This window comes from Rhodohalobacter barkolensis (genome assembly GCF_002834295.1).
Classification (GTDB): Bacteria; Bacteroidota; Rhodothermia; order Balneolales; family Balneolaceae; genus Rhodohalobacter; species Rhodohalobacter barkolensis.
The window spans coordinates 255,096-272,256 of record NZ_PISP01000006.1 but is presented as its reverse complement, the minus strand read 5'-3'; the positions used below and the strand labels follow the sequence as shown (position 1 = coordinate 272,256).

Annotated in this window: 14 protein-coding genes; 9 read left to right on the top strand and 5 right to left on the bottom strand. The window is 44.7% G+C overall.

Translation table 11 applies throughout. From position 1 onward, the window contains the following. Positions 1-212 precede the first annotated feature (212 nt). Positions 213-416, bottom strand: a complete 204-nt coding sequence (locus CWD77_RS14620) for a hypothetical protein (RefSeq protein ID WP_101074337.1) — start codon at positions 414-416, stop codon at positions 213-215. Between the two features lie 225 nt (positions 417-641). On the opposite strand from CWD77_RS14620, the gene CWD77_RS14615 reads away from it, so the two are divergent. Beyond that, the gene (locus CWD77_RS14615) at positions 642-1,604 is read left to right on the top strand and encodes an integron integrase (RefSeq protein ID WP_101074336.1); all 963 of its coding nucleotides are present in this window, start codon (positions 642-644) and stop codon (positions 1,602-1,604) included. A 180-nt stretch (positions 1,605-1,784) separates the two neighbouring features. On the opposite strand, the gene CWD77_RS14610 is transcribed toward CWD77_RS14615, so the two are convergent. Continuing rightward, entirely contained in the window at positions 1,785-3,863 is a 2,079-nt protein-coding gene (locus tag CWD77_RS14610; RefSeq protein ID WP_165779162.1) for a S9 family peptidase, read from the bottom strand. Positions 3,864-4,418: 555 nt separating this feature from the next. On the opposite strand from CWD77_RS14610, the gene CWD77_RS14605 reads away from it, so the two are divergent. Next, positions 4,419-5,246, top strand: coding sequence for a 5'-nucleotidase, lipoprotein e(P4) family (locus tag CWD77_RS14605; protein ID WP_101074334.1), 828 nt, complete (start codon positions 4,419-4,421; stop codon positions 5,244-5,246). A gap of 108 nt (positions 5,247-5,354) precedes the next feature. Continuing rightward, complete coding sequence (locus tag CWD77_RS14600; protein WP_101074333.1) at positions 5,355-6,818, top strand: alkaline phosphatase; 1,464 nt, start codon at positions 5,355-5,357, stop codon at positions 6,816-6,818. 774 nt (positions 6,819-7,592) lie between these two features. On the opposite strand, the gene CWD77_RS14595 is transcribed toward CWD77_RS14600, so the two are convergent. Together CWD77_RS14595 and CWD77_RS14590 are read right to left on the bottom strand one after the other, a co-directional pair. Then, positions 7,593-8,093 (bottom strand): thioredoxin family protein, encoded by a 501-nt coding sequence (locus CWD77_RS14595; RefSeq protein WP_101074332.1) that lies wholly within the window; start codon positions 8,091-8,093, stop codon positions 7,593-7,595. Between the two features lie 57 nt (positions 8,094-8,150). After that, positions 8,151-9,173: a metal-dependent hydrolase gene (locus CWD77_RS14590; protein WP_101074331.1), complete on the bottom strand. Its 1,023-nt coding sequence runs from the start codon at positions 9,171-9,173 to the stop codon at positions 8,151-8,153. 170 nt (positions 9,174-9,343) lie between these two features. Between CWD77_RS14590 and CWD77_RS14585 the strand changes: the two genes are divergently transcribed. From CWD77_RS14585 to CWD77_RS14570, 4 genes are all read left to right on the top strand, one after another. Continuing rightward, positions 9,344-10,642, top strand: a complete 1,299-nt coding sequence (locus tag CWD77_RS14585) for an efflux RND transporter periplasmic adaptor subunit (RefSeq protein ID WP_101074330.1) — start codon at positions 9,344-9,346, stop codon at positions 10,640-10,642. Between the two features lie 20 nt (positions 10,643-10,662). Further along, positions 10,663-13,782, top strand: coding sequence for an efflux RND transporter permease subunit (locus CWD77_RS14580; protein WP_101074329.1), 3,120 nt, complete (start codon positions 10,663-10,665; stop codon positions 13,780-13,782). Between the two features lie 344 nt (positions 13,783-14,126). Continuing rightward, entirely contained in the window at positions 14,127-14,543 is a 417-nt protein-coding gene (locus tag CWD77_RS14575) for a helix-turn-helix domain-containing protein (RefSeq protein ID WP_101074328.1), read from the top strand. Next, positions 14,540-14,824, top strand: a complete 285-nt coding sequence (locus CWD77_RS14570) for a hypothetical protein (protein ID WP_101074327.1) — start codon at positions 14,540-14,542, stop codon at positions 14,822-14,824. The genes CWD77_RS14575 and CWD77_RS14570 overlap by 4 nt, the downstream gene beginning before the upstream one ends. A 17-nt stretch (positions 14,825-14,841) precedes the next feature. Here the strand turns inward: CWD77_RS14570 and CWD77_RS14565 are convergent, their stop codons facing one another. After that, positions 14,842-15,447 carry an NUDIX domain-containing protein gene (locus CWD77_RS14565; RefSeq protein ID WP_240596837.1) on the bottom strand — a complete coding sequence of 202 codons (606 nt, stop codon included), beginning with the start codon at positions 15,445-15,447 and terminating at the stop codon, positions 14,842-14,844. A gap of 70 nt (positions 15,448-15,517) precedes the next feature. On the opposite strand from CWD77_RS14565, the gene CWD77_RS14560 reads away from it, so the two are divergent. Beyond that, positions 15,518-16,108 (top strand): CDP-alcohol phosphatidyltransferase family protein, encoded by a 591-nt coding sequence (locus tag CWD77_RS14560; RefSeq protein ID WP_101074326.1) that lies wholly within the window; start codon positions 15,518-15,520, stop codon positions 16,106-16,108. Positions 16,109-16,149: 41 nt separating this feature from the next. Continuing rightward, positions 16,150-17,106: a signal recognition particle-docking protein FtsY gene (ftsY, locus tag CWD77_RS14555; RefSeq protein WP_101074325.1), complete on the top strand. Its 957-nt coding sequence runs from the start codon at positions 16,150-16,152 to the stop codon at positions 17,104-17,106. Positions 17,107-17,161 lie beyond the last annotated feature (55 nt).

Genomic DNA, 17,161 nt, shown 5'->3' with positions numbered 1-17,161 from the left:
TCGCGAAGTGTACCATGTAAACTAATCTAAATATGGGTTGAATAAGATATATCTACTAAAACAATAGTAATAAATCTAATAAGAAGCTCAAAATTTAATGTTTAGAATAGGCTCGCTAAGCAGTATAACGGTTTGGCAATTCTGCTGTGGGGCTACTAACTCAAATGTTGAGCAAAAAATCTGAACAAGTCAGCAGGAAACACATTGTTATGCTAACCCATTTGTTGTTTTTGTTTTTCATCAATCGGTTTTCCCCATTTGTCCATCTCGCAACCGCATACAGGACATTTCCAACCTCCCCAAAGCAGTTGACGCAGATTATCAGGAGTACGGGTCTTGGACATTCTTTCATCGCATTGTGGACAATTTACTGTCTCAAAGTTAATACCCCATTTTTTCTCTTTTAAAATCTTCATAGCATTATTTGTTTGGGTTGCATAACATGTATTTATTCAATTTAAGCTTAGTGCTTAAATTGGTTACATAATAGTTGAAAGCGTCTAATTCAGCAATTAGAAATATAAATTGGTTAAATAAAAGTCTTTCAGGTTAAATAAAAAGGTTAGGTAAAAGGGTTAAATAATAGTTTTTATCTTTTTATGTAAGGGAAATGGATTTTTACACTCTTACATGTAAAAGCTATGGGTAAACATAAACTGTTAGACAGAGTTAAAAGAGAAATCAGAAGACGAAACTATAGTTATAGCACGGAACAATCATATTGTCAGTGGGTCATTCGATATGTTCGGTATCACAACCTTACTCATCCCCGCGATTTGGGAAACCGTGATATTGTGAAATATCTGAACTACCTGGCTAATGAATGCAACTTAGCCGCATCAACTCAAAATCAGGCGCTTTCAGCTCTCATTTTTCTCTATGAACATGTGCTGAAAATTCCAGTCGGAGAACTGAATAATCTGAAGAGGGCAAAAAAACCGAAGAGACTTCCTGTCGTTCTTTCTAAAGAACAAGCCCTTGCGACTATCAATGAACTGGATGGCGTTAACCAATTGGTTATGGAACTTATTTACGGTGCCGGGTTACGTGTATCTGAGGCGCTTAGCCTTAGAGTTCAGGATATTGATTTTGACTACCGTCAATTAACAGTTTGGAATGGAAAAGGCAGGAAAGATCGTATTACGATGCTGCCTGAAAGGGTAATACCAAAACTAAAAATTCATATCGAGAAAGTGAGACGACTTCATCGGTCAGATTTGAGAAAAGGTTTTGGGAAGACGATTCTGCCGAATGCCCTGTCAAAAAAGTATCCCGGGGCCGAAAGCGAATTTATATGGCAATATCTTTTCCCGTCCAGATACAGGCGAAAAGAACCTCGCTCCGGTGTTAGGCATCGATACCATATTTCGGCAAGAAATATTAGGCGTGAGCTGAGCCGGATTTCAAAAAAGCTGAATATTCCGAAACGCGTAACCCCTCATACATTTCGTCATTCTTTTGCTACGCATTTACTTCAGGGTGGATATGATATTAGAACAGTACAAGATCTTTTAGGTCACAAAAGTCTCAATACAACCTCTATTTACCTACATGTGCTCAATAGGGGTGGACATGGTGTAAAAAGCCCGTTGGACGAAAAGTGAGCATAAAAAAACCCGGGCTCATCAGTCCGGGTTGTGAATTCATTTCTATTATTTGACTCTTGAAATGGGGCAAATAAAAAATTGAGTTTTATTCAAAAAAACTACAACCACCCCCAGCCCCTCCTTTTTTAAGGAGGGGATTTTTTGGGTCTGCTGCTAGACCACATTATAGCACCTGCCTCAGTCGTGTGTTGGAATTGGCGCATCCCAGTGCGGCATTTCCGCGGATGCATCGCCCGTCATCAGGTAGGCATCAAACCATTCCAGCATTCGGTGGTTATAGTCGAATTTGGAAGCTGATCGACTGTTGCCGTGTCCTTCACCGGGGTACCAGACCAGGCGAACCGGTACATCCGGTTTGCGAACTTTCAGATGTCGATAAAGCTCGAGCGACTGTGCAGGATGTACACGTGTATCGTTGGCGCCGTGCATAATCAGTGTTGGAGTTTCCGCTCGGTCAACCCAGTAGATCGGGCTTCGTTTCAGGTAGTCCATCCATTTCTCATCAGAGTCCCACATGCGCTCGCGTGAGTGAACCAGGTAGAGTTCATTCGGAATGTCGCTGGTTCCCCATTTTGAGAGGTTGTTGCTGATTCCCACAAACATTACGGATGCGGCAAAGCGGTCGCTATAGTAGGTGCTCATCCAGGCAGAAGCGTATCCGCCGTAAGATCCGCCGGTAACACCAACTCGGTCGCCATCGGCAATTCCCTGGTCAATCAGGTAGTCTACGCCGTCCACTACATCATCAAACTCTTTTCCGGCAAGATCACCCTGGCTGCTGTAGGCAAATTCAACGCCGCGTCCGGTGCTTCCGCGATAGTTCGGATAAAAAACGGCATATCCTTTTGCGGTAGCCATCTGTCCCGGACTGGAGTAGCCGGTCAGCCAGCCATTGCTGTAATGTGCTTCCGGTCCACCGTGAACAACCGTGATGACGGGAACGCGATTTCCATCTTCATAGCCAAGCGGGTACATCAGCATTCCTTCTATTTCAAATTCACCGTCGCGGGCAGTGTATCGAACAACTTCCTGGTTGCCCAGTTCAACCTCTTCGAGCCACGGATTGTGGTCGGTTACTTTTTGCGGCTGTGCATTTTGTCCGCGGCTTAGTGTAAACAGTTCATTCGGGTGCTCCGGTGAGCTGGCTACAAAAGAGATGGTTCCGTTTGCGGATCGAGAAAATGAGGAAATAGCATGTGCATCGGCATTAAAAAGCACGTTCTTGTTGGATCCGTTCGGACGGATGGAACCAATCATGGTGTTGGTGCCCTGGCTGGCAACAAAGTGGATTTCGTTGTTGGATGTCCACTCGATCTGCTCATACTTTCCATCAAAATCTTCATCAATGTTCTCGGGAGTTCCTCCTTCGGCAGATACAATTTTAAGGCGCCCGTCCGTCGGGTCGTTGATATCGTAGGCGGTTCTCAAGGCCAGCTGCTCACCGTTCGGGCTCCACTTGAACTCGCCAAGTTTCCCTTCATTGTTTATCTCTGCAATAATATCTCGGGAGCGGTAGTCTACGATAAAAATTTGCTGCTTCATGTAGAAGTCATCCACCTCGGGAGTTGGCGCTGCAGATACGGCCAGCTTGCTTCCGTCCGGACTCCACTCAACCATGTAGATGGAGCCGTCTACATTCAGCTGATGAGGTTCATGGTCATCAACAGTTACATTGGTAATGTATGCTATTCGATTGGTTTGATTCTCTTCATACACATCGGCTGTGTACGGCAGCGGAGATTCCGATTCCTCAGCAGCATTAAAAGCGGTAAAGGCTACGTGATTTCCATCGTTGTGCCAGGTATAGGAAACAATATTGCGCTCAAAACTGAAAAGCTGCACAGCTTCTCCTCCATCCAGCGGCAGCTCATACAGTGCCCGGCCGTTATCTCCGTCGCGGCTGGCCAGGAACGAGATACTGTTATGATTAGGTCTGAACTGTACGGATGCTACCGAACCGGATGTGTAATAAGGCTTGGTGGTGCCCTCGGCTACATCTAATACGTAGAGATGATTGCTGTTGCCGGCATTCTCTTCGTATGGATCGGCCGGTACGCTCACGGTGTAGGCGATATGACTGCCATCATCGGAAATAACCGATCCGGAAACGGATTTCATTTTGGCAATATGCTCCGGGGTTACGCCCTGAGCCTGTAATGCCGAAAATGAAAGTAAAAATGTAAACCCAATCAGCAGGCTGAAAATTTTAGCCAAACTTGTCTGATTGGGAGCTCTATCATGTACTCTCAACTTCATAGTTTTATTCTTTTCGTTACGGTTTAATGGATACATATTAAACGAAAGTTCGATATAAAATGAATATAAAGTCATTGAAAAAGTCCCCTCCTTTTTCAAGGAGGGGATTTAGGGGTGGTTGAAACCGAAATCGGATCAGGTTTGAAATCTGAAATCAACAAGGTTGCCTCCCCCAACTCCTCCTTAAAGAGTGGATAATCATACTCAAGATTTTTATGTCGAACTTATATTATTTAAAATATAATGAAAATGAACAAGAGCTAAATACCCGGAATGAAAATGTGTTTTACTCATTTTTGGTCAATGGGTTTTGTATTTTAAAGATGTTCTTAATAACCTCAATTCGATTAATAATCTTATTTGAACCAATGAAGAATTCTCCCCTAACAAGGGGAGATGCAGAGGGGTGTCTATCGGGTTTTTCATAAATGTTATGAACATCCCCCTCAATCCCCCTTTGCTTAGGGGGACTTTTGATGTCATTGTCTCAGAGTCGAACTCAGGTTAATAAGTAACTCAACGTTTATTAATCAGACCAGAAAATCGGTTAACAACATGAAAAAAAGTGTACTGCCAGTTCTATTCATCGCCCTGTTTACGGCTTGTCAAACCTCAAACCAGACCGTAGATTATTCCAACAATACCCTCTACTCCACTCTTTGGATTCAGACGGCCGCAGAGTACGAAGCTCTAACGTATCAGGCGTACAATACGGCTGAAACACTTCTTCCGGTTGCTCTTGAAGATTCTTCATGGACGGCTTCTTTGGAACAGGAAGATCCCTATTTCGACAAACCACCGGCCATTATTCTGGACCTGGATGAGACCGCCATCGATAACTCTTTTTACGAAGCGAGGGGTATTTTGGATCAAACCGGATTTGACGCCGTAACGTGGAACAACTGGGTGCGGGAGGCCGAAGCTGAAGCAATAAAAGGAGCTGTGGAGCTTACGAATGCCGCAAATGATCTTGGAATTGCCGTTTACTATATCACCAATCGGGATGCAGAAGTTCAGCCCTATACGGAGCAAAATTTAGTTGAGTTGGGCTTCCCTGTTGAAGAAGGTTCGGTAATGAGCAATGGCGGCCAACCCGACTGGACATCAGCAAAAGTAAACAGAAGAAAAAGGGTTACTGAAAATTTCAGGGTTTTGATGCTTTTTGGCGATGATCTGAATGATTTTGTGCCGGCGCGCGGAATTTCTATTGACGAACGAAAAGCACTAGCTGAGCAATATTCGGATCACTGGGGGGTTAAGTGGTTTGTGCTGCCCAACCCAAATTACGGTTCCTGGGAACGGGCTCTCTATACAGGAGATGAACAATCTGAAGAAGAAATACAACAAACCAGGCTCAATCTTCTGAAAGATAAGCGTAATTGATTTCGTAAAAGATTTAACAATTTCTTGATTCGCCTTTTAGTCAGGGAGTTCGTTTTTTATAAGATAACTTTATTAAACCTGATTTTTCCAAAACACAAACAAACATCCATGAGTAAAAAAGGATTTAGCCGATTAGAATTTTTGAAAGCCGGGGCCATGTCTACCGCTGCATTGGGAACCGGGGCACTCGGACGAACATTTCAAAAACCGGATACAAAAAAATCATCCTTTGGGGATGCAAAAAATGTCATCTTTCTGGTTGTGGATGGGATGAGCGCGGGTACCCTGGCACTGGCCGACCTGCTAAAACAGCGGCAGTACGGAGAAAAAACCAATTGGATTAAACTGTATGAGTCTGACCGTGAGTATCATCGCGGGCTGATGGATATGGCATCATTGAACTCTGTAGTAACCGGATCAGCCGCGGCAGCATCATCATGGGGAAGCGGTAACCGAATTAACAATGGAGCCTTAAATACAGGACCCAAAGGCGAAGAGTATAAAACGATTTGTGAAATATTCCGTGATGCGGGTAAGGCAACCGGATTGGTAACCTCAGCGCGTATAACCCACGCCACTCCTTCAGGATTTGGAATTAATATGCCGTCGCGAGGCCAGGAGGATGAAATTGCTGAGCAGTATGCAGAGCGGGGATATGATCTGCTGATGGGTGGAGGCGCCCGTCACTTTTCGGCAGATAGCCGGGACGACGGAAAGGACCTCTACTCTGTCTTTGAGCAGAACGGTTACACGGTGGCCAGAAGTAAGACAGAGATGAATCGCGCTACCAGGAACAGTAAACTTCTGGGCCTGTTTTACGACTCTCACCTTCCATACATGGTTGATCACAATACACTGCCTGAACTTCAGGAGAGGGTTCCCACGCTCGCCGAGATGACAAAAACAGCATTGGACAGATTGAACAGAAACCAGGATGGATTTATTCTTCAGGTTGAAGGTGGACGGGTGGATCACGCCGCACACGGTAATGACCCTGCCGGACTGATTTATGATCAGATCGCTTTTGATGACACCATCAAAGAAGTGATGGATTTTACCGATGGCCGTGATGATACACTGGTTATTCTGACGACAGATCATGGTAATGCAAATCCCGGACTGAGCGGGCTTGGCTCCGGTTACGGTGACTCACCTGCCATGCTGGATACGATTCAGGATTACCGCCACAGTTTTGAGTGGATGTACAGTGAGATGGGTTATCACTGGTCGGATGATTCACTTAAAGGTGTTACTGTAAAGGATATTATGGACCACGTGGAGTACGCTATGAACACCAAAATTACCCGGGAACAGGGATTGATGCTGAAACAGGCTTTTCAGGGAACATTCCGCTCACCGTTCCAGAATCGTCAGCAGCCATCGGGTGTGTTGTCGGGTGTGCTGGCCAACTACAACGGAATCAATTTTATCAGTACGAGTCACACTGCCGATTATGTAGAGATAGCTGCCTGGGGCCCCGGAAGTGATCGAATCCCTACATTCGTACGAAACACCGCCCTCTTCGACCTGATGGTAGATATGGCCGATGTGCGTGCCTACGCCGCAGGGTAAAAGAACCTCGTCCGACGGCTTCCCGCCGTCAGACGAATGATTCATTCGGCATATGTGACAATGACCTCCCCTCACGCCTGCCCCGAGTGCTTCGGGGAGAGGGGATTGAGGGGTGTGTTCAAAAGGTTTGGTTTAAACCTCGAAATCAAACGATTCACTCGGATTGCTATCAAAAGTCGTCCTTGAGTCGTACCGCCTCATCTAAATTCTTCATTTCAATCAACGCTCTTTATTCGGCGGGGATGTATGTGCTCTCTACTACCCTGGGTTTCGCTGCACTACACCCGGGGCTAATCACGTTTAACCCTTTCAGGGTTGGTTAAATGAGTATTAGCAGAATAAATATTCACCCTTTGAGCCTTCCTAGGCTAGCTTCGAAAAACAAGAGGGGACTGAGGAGTGTGTTTGATTTAAAATATCTGAATATGGCAATATCAAAGAATCCCCTTCTTTTCAAGGAGGGGAAATAGGGGTGGTTGATTGAAGCTAATTTTTAGAATCTCATACAATTCCGGAGGAATACCCTGTTTATAGCAATCCGTATGTAGATTTTTCACGCTCCGGAGGTGCGTCCTTCTCTGTTGATTAATCTTGAGAGTAGGGGGCTATATCAGGAGGCTCCGCTGGAGCCATAAAAAAACGAGAAGGATTTTGCTACAAACAGGGAACTCCTGACGGAGTTTTTTGAATCTACGGATCAGGCGACCCGTTGCACAATGTACCCTGGGTTGTTGAGCCGGGGGATGGTCTAAACTCTAAAACTTCAAAAAGAAATCAATTCAGATTGGCTGCCTGCAGTCCCATTTCAGATTCAGCGCTTCGCAGCATTTGAGCCAGGCCACGGATATCCAGATAGCCACGGCGGCGATCGATCACGTTACCTTCCGAATCCATGATTACCGTAAATGGAAAAGCGGTTACTCCCATCTTCCCGGCAAACTCTTTTTCCGTCATCTCTTCACCCTGATACACAATGCGGTTCGAGTTGGAGTTTCCATTCAGTTTTACGGGATAATAGCTGCGATCAAGTACAGCCCTTATGGTATTGGACGGGTAGACTTCACGGGTCATTTTTCGGCAGAACTGACAACCCACTTCATAGATATCAATCAGGATCAGTCTGTCACTTTCAGGGGCTACTGTCAGGGCTTCAGTCAAATTCATCCAGTCGGGTTCATTATCAATTTCCTTTGGCTGAATTTCACGGAATGAGTAAAAAGCAAAGATCGCGATAAAAATGGTAATGAGTGAAGCTATAAGAACCTTACGATTCATAAATATTGAGTATCAAATGGATTTAAATTTCGCTGTTCGATGAGAAGATACAAAGATTTAGTTTTGATCGCCCCATAATCGACTCCAATAACGGTTAAGGTTCTCTGTTCTTGTATTAAAAGCAGGAATGGATTGTTCAAATGTATGTGCAGTTCCCTGATCATCAATTATCACAACATTTTTCCAAATGTACTGCCCCTCATCTGTGACCCAGAAATCATCACGGCCAAATCGCAAATCGTAAAAAATGAGCTGCCCATCTTCTATTTCAGCAGTGTAATAACCTCTCGAAAACCATAAAAGTGTTTCAAGAGCGCGGTCGTTCAAGTAGGGTTCAATCAGCTCACTGTTTTTAGGTATGGCCGTAAACTGCAACAGCTTATCGTCATCAAATATGGAGTAGACAGAATTATAGAGGGTGTCATTCTTTTCGATGTATCCGGTCCAAATGAATGTGGAGGGACCATTTGGAGTGGTTTTGATCTTCTCGTAAGAGCCATATTGGTTTTTAAATGAGGATTCAAATACAGAGTGAACGTGACTTTTAATACCATATCCCCAAAACATGTAGAGTGTTGCAAGGGATAGTCCGGCCAGGTTTGTATATCGTCTTACGTTTGAATCCCTTCGCATAAAAAGAGAGATTAACAGCCCGGATAAAAGTGGCAGGGTAAAAAGCGGATCGATGATGAATAACGAGTCGAGGGTATAAGGGGTGTTTGTAAACGGCATCCAGATCTGGGTACCGTAGGTTGTTGGCAGATCAATAAAAATGTGTGTAAGGAAAGTGAAGAATGCCATCACGCTCCACCTTTTCCATCCAATGCCGAGAGTTTTATGAATTTTGTCGATCAGCACACCGGCTACAGGAGCCGCAAGGAAGCAGAAAACGATGGAGTGAGTAAAACCGCGATGAGTCTGAAGCTCAATAACGTTGTCTACAAATGGATTCACAATAATATCGAGGTCCGGTAGTGTGCCCAACGCAACACCCCATGCCGCCGCACGATAACCCGCTTTTTTTCCTAAAATTGCCTCACCAACGGCAGCACCCAGTGTTGCCTGTGTAATCGATTCCATCTAATTGATTAATTGTAAAGTTGAATCAGCCGAACAATGAAGACTGAAAAGTGGTTCAAATTTTAACAATCCCGTATTTGATTTTATAACCTTTAACAAACCCTCGGGAATGAACGGCTGTAAATATCGTTAATTTACTGTTGCAATGAACACACTGAACGGAATTTCTGATGAATAAAACGAAGTACATTACATTACTACTACTTAGCGGACTGATTTTAACGAACTGCGGGGGTGAAGAAGAAGGGGGATTTCAGGGACAAAATAGAACGGTACCTGCAGTTGAAGCCGTGCAGGCTCAATTTGGATCGCTTCCACTTGAAGAGAGATTGAGCGGAACCGTGCGAGCCGGAAATCAGGTCGAAATTTTTTCCCGAATTTCTGCACCCGTTGAAGAGGTATATGTAGAATCGGGTGAGAGTGTTGAGCGTGGAGAAGTTCTGGTTCAATTGAGGGATAATGAGTATAGAGAGAGATTGCGACAAGCCGAAGCAAATCTTAGAATTACAAAGGCCCAGCTGCGCCAGGCAGAAGCAGCCCTTGGTGAAGTGGAAGCTGATCTAAACAGACAGCGTATTCTGGCCGAAAGAGACTTGGTTACCGATATGGAAATGGAGCAGCTGGCGGCCGAAGTTGAGTCAGCTGAGGCGAGTGTAGAGTTATCAAATGCACAGGTAGAACAGGCCGAATCTACCGTACAGGAGCAGAAAGACGCCTTGGAGCAAACTACGATCAGGGCTCCCATCAGCGGAACAGTTGGTGATAGAGCTGCAGAAACAGGAATGCAGGCAACACCGAATAATCGCCTGTTTGTGATTGGTGATCTGTCCAGATCAAAAATTACGATCAATGTTACAGAACGCATGTTGCAGTATATCGAGAGCGGGCAGTCTGTCCGAATCTACTCAGAAAATTTTCCGGATACAGTGCTAACCGGTGAGGTGTCCAGAATTTCCCCGTTTTTAGGTGAGGGAAGCTTTAGTACACAAGCTGAAATTGATGTTCAAAACCCAGACCGGTTACTGTTGCCGGGAATGTTTGTCACAGTAGATGTCCTTTATGGGGAGAGTGAGCAGGCTACCCTTATTCCGCTAAGTGCTATTTATAACAATCCTCAAACCGGAGAAACCGGAGTTTATGTTGCACCCGGGTTTGGGATAGAGACGGAAATTCTTGAAGAGATTGAAGACAACGGAAGTGTTGGACAGCTGAGTAATCCTACTGAAGTAGAGTTCGTCCCTATAGAAGTTATAGCAAAAGGGCGTGAAGCGGCCGGTGTTGCAGGAATACAGAGTGGCGACTGGGTGGTTACGGTCGGACAAAATCTTTTGGTTCGGGATCAGGGAGATGATGCCCGGGTTCGTGCAACAAGCTGGGAAAAGATTATGAATATGCAAAAAATGCAGCCGCAGGATCTGCTTCAGGAGATTTTGAATAACGGCGTGGCCGACCAATCGACAGCAAACTAATTTAAAGATCCGGTAGAATTATGGGCATTACAGATACATCAATTAAACGGCCAATTGCAACAACGATGGTCTACCTTATTGTGCTCGTTTTGGGTGTGGTCGGGTTTCGTTACTTACCGGTGGATCTTCTCCCGCCGATTGAATATCCCCGGCTTTCGGTTCAAACAAGCTATCCAAATGTTGGATCGGAAGAGATTGAGACCATAATAACCGATCAGATCGAAAACGCCCTATCCGGCGTGGCCAATGTTGAAGAGATGACGTCCCGTTCCCAGGAGGGGTCAAGCTGGGTTAGTCTGAATTTTTCACAAAATACCAATCTAGATGAGGCTGCAAATGATGTACGGGCCGCTCTTGATGATGTTCGCCGTTCGTTGCCCGATGAAGCCGATAACCCCAGGGTTCGAAAGTTTGATCCCAATGACTCCCCTATTGTTATTGTGGGGGCACAGTCGACCCGGTCTCTCGATGAGTTGACCTTGATTTTAGAAGAAGAAATTGCCAGCCGGTTGGAGCAAATTCCCGGTGTTGGCTCTATTGACGTATGGGGAGGAATCCGGCGCGAAATTCGCGTTGACCTGAAACGGGATCGCCTTGCGGCCAGTAACTTGACGGCGATTGACGTTCAAAATGCCATTGTTGCCGAAAATAATACATTACCCGGCGGTAATGTTAGAGATGGCCTTACAGAGCTCTATGTGAGAACACTTGGTGAGTATACGGATGTCAATCAGATATCAGAGACGATTATTACCCGGGTAGACGGGCAGCCAGTTCGGGTCCGGGATGTGGCAACGGTTGAGGATGCCTTTGAAGATGTTGGGCGCGTAGTTCGAATTAACGATGAACCTATGATTCGGATGGGAATCCGTAAGCAGACCGGGGCAAACACCGTGGCTGTATCAGAAGGAATTCAGCGGGAAATTGAACGGATTAACTCCGAGCGCAATGACATCAATCTTCTGATGGTGATAGATCAAAGTGAGTTTATTCAGGACTCGATAGATAACGTGCAGGAAGCCGCCATTTGGGGAGCTCTCCTTGCGATCGTTGTTCTGTACCTGTTTCTCAGAAATGGGTCTACAACCTTTATAATTGCTACGGCTATTCCGGTTTCTATTGTGGCAACGTTCGGCCTGCTCTACTTTGGCGGATTAACACTGAATCAAATGAGTTTTGGGGGGCTCGCGCTAGGTGTCGGCTTGATTGTTGACAACGCCATTGTGGTTCTCGAGAATATTGTGAGGCTCAGGAGTAAGGGGAAATCCCTGGCAGAGAGTTCACTTATTGGGACGAAAGAAGTAGGTGGCGCCATCATCGCATCAACCATCACAACATCAGTGATTTTCCTGCCTGTGGTGTTCATGCAGACCATCACCGGAACTCTGTTTCAGGAACTTGCTCTTGTCGTTGTGTTTGCGCTTGCCTGTTCCCTGCTGGTTGCTTTGACGTTAGTACCCATGCTGGCCAGCAAGTTTATGACCATAAAACCGGATTCTGAATTGACAGATAAAGATAAGGGATGGTTTCAGAAATGGTTTGAGCGTTTTGAAAATCGATATTCTCGGTTTTTGGAGAGTGCTATAAAACGAAGATATACCGTATTCGCTATTTCTGCGGTATTGGTAGGAATCTCTTTTTATGGTCTTAGTTATGTGGATACTGAACTTGCCCCGGAAACTGAGGCAGATGAGATCAGTATTAACTTTTACCTTGGGGACGGCATGAACATAGCGGTTGCCAATGAATACCTCGATGAGCTGGTTGCAAAAGTAAAAGAGATCGCCCCGATGGATGAGGTAGAGTACATGTCGACCGAAGTACGAAATGGACGGGCTGAAGTGGAATTGAAGCTGGTGGATGCATCCGAGCGATCCATTAACTCTTACGATCTGGCAGATGATATCCGGGATCAGATTGAAGGCACTATTCCGGGTGGTAGTTTCAGAGTTCAGGCCCAAACCGGGTTGTGGATTTTAAGGCGAATTTTTGGAAATGGCGGGGATGAAGCCCTTCAGCTGCAGTTGAGAGGGTACGATATGGATATTGCCGATGAACTTGCCGAACAGATTCGATATCGAATGGAAGAAATTCCGGAAGTGCGGGATGTTCGTTCAGACAGGGAAGATCGACGTCCTGAACAAAATATTGTTTTTGACAGAGAACGCATTTCTGCTCTTGGCCTGACCGGTCGCGAAGTTGCCCAGTCTATTCAGGCAAATATTGGCGGGGTTCGGGCCGGTGTATACCGCGAAGGCGGTGATGAATTTGATATTACAGTTCGTCTTCAGGAGTCGGACCGGATGAGTACCCTGGATTTGAATAATATTTCAGTGCGAACCGCTGATGGTGAAACAGTTCCTGTGTCTACGGTAATCGACCAAAATGCTGCGGAGGGGCCGGAGACCATTAACCGTATAAATGGCCAGCGAGTAACCTATATTACGGCCAACCTTGAAGCGGGAGTTCCGCTCGGCGAAGCGGTTGAGAAAGTACAGGCATCATTGTCTGGTATGGAACTGCCGACGGGGTTCTCTATTGTGTATGGCGGAGAGTATGAGGAGCAGCAAAAAGCCCAGGCAGATTTTGTGATTTCCATTTTGATGGCACTGGTGCTTATTTACATGGTAATGGCGGCCCAGTTTGAACGATTCCTCGACCCACTGATTGTGATGTTTTCAGTTCCCGTGGCGGTGATTGGAGTGGTTCCGACTCTGCTGCTCACCGGAACAACCCTCAATATGCAGAGTATCATGGGGGTCATAATGTTGATTGGAATTGTTGTAAACAACGCTATTGTACTCGTTGATTACATCAACCTGATGCGTCGCGACAAAGAGATGAACGTGCTAAAAGCCGTGATTGAATCAGGGCGACTGAGACTGCGGCCCATTCTGATGACAACCTTAACCACAGTTCTGGGACTGCTTCCGCTCTCATTTGGTTTTGGAGCCGGGGGAGAAATTCAAGCCGCTTTAGCACGCGTTGTAATTGGCGGGCTTACAGCATCAACACTGATTACCCTGGTGTTGATACCGGTTGTTTACATTTCGGCTAATGAACTCAAAGAATATGTTGTTGAGAAAAAAGCAGCGTTTCAGGAGTCGGGTAAAACTGTACCGGCAACTCAAACGAGTTAATGGATCTGCGAAACGTTGTTTAATCATTGAATCCGCGGAGCAAAAGCTTTCGCGGATTTTTTTTGCTAAATGAATTTAAATAGAATAGAAACGTAAACCCGGTTATCGAAGTTTGGTGGAGATGTGCGAAAACAGGATATAACTATCTCACAGATGGAGTAGGTTTTTTGGCTCGATTGCTTGGTAGAAAGGCTTATGTTTCAAGCAACTCCTAATAATATAATGAGATTTCACCCACACGACCAAACGAATTTAGTATAGGTACAACAATATATAAGTAATGATAATCTATAGCTAACTTATTATATTTAAAGTGTAATTAATGACAATCAAAGGATCATACAATGCCTAAAAAAATTGGTTCTCTAACGCTCTATTCTGTAGATGATCTGCACGAGATGCTTGGAGTAAGTAAAATGACAATTCGGGCGTACCTTCGTGAAGGAAGGCTGAAGGGAAGAAAACTCGGTGTGCAGTGGTATGTAACTGAAGAAGCGATCCGGAGTTATTTTGATGTAGATGAAACGGAACAGAAACCGAAGCCCAAACCCGGGAAAAGATCATACAAATATGTGGTTCAGGGTGTGAACGATTTGGTAAGTGAAACGGAAGAGTGCTCTACAATTGCTGAAACACTGGACTGCCTCAACAGTCAGGCGATCATCAGCCTGTTTCAGGTTGAGATCAGAGACCAGAGTACAGGTGAAATGATTGAGTTGGTAAAAGCCAGAGATTTTATAGACAGACATTCAAACAAATGACAAAGTTAGAACAGACAACTCTACAGGTATTTGAATTTGGAGATACCCCGGAAGACACCTTTTACTGTTTGGTGGACCTGCGTGTTAGCCCTCATGGAATGGATCTGCAGAAGATGAAGCTGGCAGACCCCAGAAATATCGACCTGCAATTTAAGGAAAGAGGCTGTTTGCTTATGCTCAGCGGAGAGGAGGTGGAAGAGATTATCCGGCGCGGAGATGCATCTGAGGATAATCTACATGAATCTATTTACAAACTAGCTTCCGAAGAGGGAATTGTTTAGCTAAAGCCGGCACAGATTTAACATTTAAAGTTGATCGGAAAGGGCTCATTTCTTTTCCACCATAAGTAGGTTTGAGTGATGGCACTTATTGTTTTGCCATCTTTAATCTCGCCATCTTCAATCATCTGCAGAGCTTTGGAAAAGGGAATTCGGTAGTTGATAAGAAATTCATCATGATCAGTCTGTTTTCCCGTTTCCTGCAGTCCCCATCCAACGTAGACAAAAATTTCTTCATCAGCATAACCGATAGCGGGATAGAGAGATCCGACTTTTTCCAGATTTTTACAGGAGAGTCCGCTCTCCTCCTCTAACTCACGTCTTGCCGTGGTAAGCGGGGTTTCACCCGGATCAATTTTTCCTGCAGGAACTTCGATGAAAAGTTTTTGTGCCGGATATCTAAACTGCTTAAGAAGCATGATGGTACCATCTTCAAACACCGGAACAACGGCGCTCGCTCCGGGGTGTTTAATCCAATCGCGCGTAGACGTACTGCCATCGGGGAGTTTTACCTCGTCTACATATACTTGAAGAAGCGTGCCGTCGAATACATGGCTGGAAGTGATCGTTTCTTCAAAAAGCTTGCTTTCATCTGACGGTTGGTCCTGCATTTTCTTCTTTTTCATTTCAATATTTATTACTGTGTTAAAAAACGTATTTTCTTACAGTTAATAATTTTAACTCTAAATAAAATATATGAGAGAAACCGCTAACATAGATGGTAAAAAGGTATTGGTTAGAGACGACATTTACACATGGTCTAATCTGATCTCTTTTTCCCGCGTTCTTGTGGTTTTTCCGATTATATATCTCCACATGCACAACGACTACCAGGTCAATTCCTTTATTTGGGGATTGATACTGTATGGAGCCTTTTCTGATTATCTGGACGGTTTGGTTGCGCGATGGAGAAATGAAATTTCTGAACTTGGGAAATCACTCGACCCGATTGCAGATAAACTCGCGGCATTTTTTCTGTTTATCTACACGGTGTGGTTGGGATGGATTCCACTGTGGTACTTTGTGTTAGGTGTGATGAGGGATACACTGATTATGGCGGGATCAGCCCACATTAAAAAAGAGCGTGGCAAGGTTGCTATGTCGATTATGTCGGGTAAGGTAACGGTCAATTTTATGGCTTTTTACTGGATCTCCGTGTTTTTCTTTCCCGGCGCAGAAAACGTTCACATATTTTTTATGGTTTCATCAGCGGTGATGATGATTGTGTCGTTTGTTGAATATAAACAGCGATATCATAAAATTATCAATGGCGCAGATTTTAATTAACGGTTCAGTGAAAAAAATAGACAGTTTTAGAATAGAAGATTATGAGTTGGTTAAATAAACTAGGTTTAAAGAAAAAAGAGAAACTCGAACAAGGTGTAGAAAAAAGCCGTGATGGGTTGCTTTCAAAAATCGGCAAAAGTATTGCCGGTAAAGATACTGTAGATGCAGCAACACTCGATGATCTCGAAGACGCGCTGATCACATCTGACGTGGGTGTTAAAACCACTGTTGAAATCATCGACCGGATTGAAGAGAGAGTAGCCAAGGATAAGTTTATTACACAAAATGAACTTCAGGAGTTAATGCGAGATGAGATCGTGGCGCTGCTGAAGGATAACAACCCGGATCAGCCGGCAGAATTTGACGCTGATTTTCCACACAAACCACATATTGTATTGGTTGTGGGAGTTAATGGTGTAGGAAAAACAACTTCTATTGGCAAATTGGCTCACCTTTATAAAATGGCCGGGAAAAGTGTGGTTTTAGGGGCGGCAGATACATTTCGAGCTGCTGCAGTAGATCAGCTTAAAATATGGAGTGAAAGAGCGGGAGTCTCAATTATTCAGCAGGGACAAAATGCCGATCCTGCAGCTGTAGCCTACGATACGGTTGCGTCGGCAAAAGCCAAAGGCGCAGACATTGCCCTTGTTGATACCGCCGGCCGGCTTCATAATAAAAAATCACTTATGGAAGAGCTGGGAAAGATCAAGAGAGTTATGGGAAAAGTTGTGGATGGAGCTCCTCACGAAATATTATTGGTTTTGGATGCCTCAACCGGGCAGAACGCTATGCAGCAGGCAAAAGCATTCACGGATGTTGTTGATGTAACCGGGCTTATCCTTACTAAACTGGATGGCACGGCAAAAGGGGGAATTGTAATTGGTGTTTCGAATGAGCTGAATGTACCCGTAAAATATATTGGTGTAGGCGAACAAATAGAGGATTTACAGGTGTTTGACCGCGTAGCATTTGTTAATGCACTGTTTGGATTGAATTAAACCCTTTACAATATGAGTTTGGTTCATTAACATATCGATCAACTGGTATGTTATT

Coding starts and splice junctions, on each gene's coding strand:
- CWD77_RS14565 (WP_240596837.1), bottom strand. CDS start 15,447: ATGAAAAAGAAGAAAATGCAGGACCAACCGTCAGATGAAAGCAAGCTT.
- CWD77_RS14585 (WP_101074330.1), top strand. CDS start 9,344: ATGAATAAAACGAAGTACATTACATTACTACTACTTAGCGGACTGATT.
- CWD77_RS14595 (WP_101074332.1), bottom strand. CDS start 8,093: ATGAATCGTAAGGTTCTTATAGCTTCACTCATTACCATTTTTATCGCG.
- ftsY (WP_101074325.1), top strand. CDS start 16,150: ATGAGTTGGTTAAATAAACTAGGTTTAAAGAAAAAAGAGAAACTCGAA.
- CWD77_RS14580 (WP_101074329.1), top strand. CDS start 10,663: ATGGGCATTACAGATACATCAATTAAACGGCCAATTGCAACAACGATG.
- CWD77_RS14570 (WP_101074327.1), top strand. CDS start 14,540: ATGACAAAGTTAGAACAGACAACTCTACAGGTATTTGAATTTGGAGAT.
- CWD77_RS14605 (WP_101074334.1), top strand. CDS start 4,419: ATGAAAAAAAGTGTACTGCCAGTTCTATTCATCGCCCTGTTTACGGCT.
- CWD77_RS14610 (WP_165779162.1), bottom strand. CDS start 3,863: ATGAAGTTGAGAGTACATGATAGAGCTCCCAATCAGACAAGTTTGGCT.
- CWD77_RS14590 (WP_101074331.1), bottom strand. CDS start 9,173: ATGGAATCGATTACACAGGCAACACTGGGTGCTGCCGTTGGTGAGGCA.
- CWD77_RS14600 (WP_101074333.1), top strand. CDS start 5,355: ATGAGTAAAAAAGGATTTAGCCGATTAGAATTTTTGAAAGCCGGGGCC.
- CWD77_RS14575 (WP_101074328.1), top strand. CDS start 14,127: ATGCCTAAAAAAATTGGTTCTCTAACGCTCTATTCTGTAGATGATCTG.
- CWD77_RS14560 (WP_101074326.1), top strand. CDS start 15,518: ATGAGAGAAACCGCTAACATAGATGGTAAAAAGGTATTGGTTAGAGAC.
- CWD77_RS14615 (WP_101074336.1), top strand. CDS start 642: ATGGGTAAACATAAACTGTTAGACAGAGTTAAAAGAGAAATCAGAAGA.
- CWD77_RS14620 (WP_101074337.1), bottom strand. CDS start 416: ATGAAGATTTTAAAAGAGAAAAAATGGGGTATTAACTTTGAGACAGTA.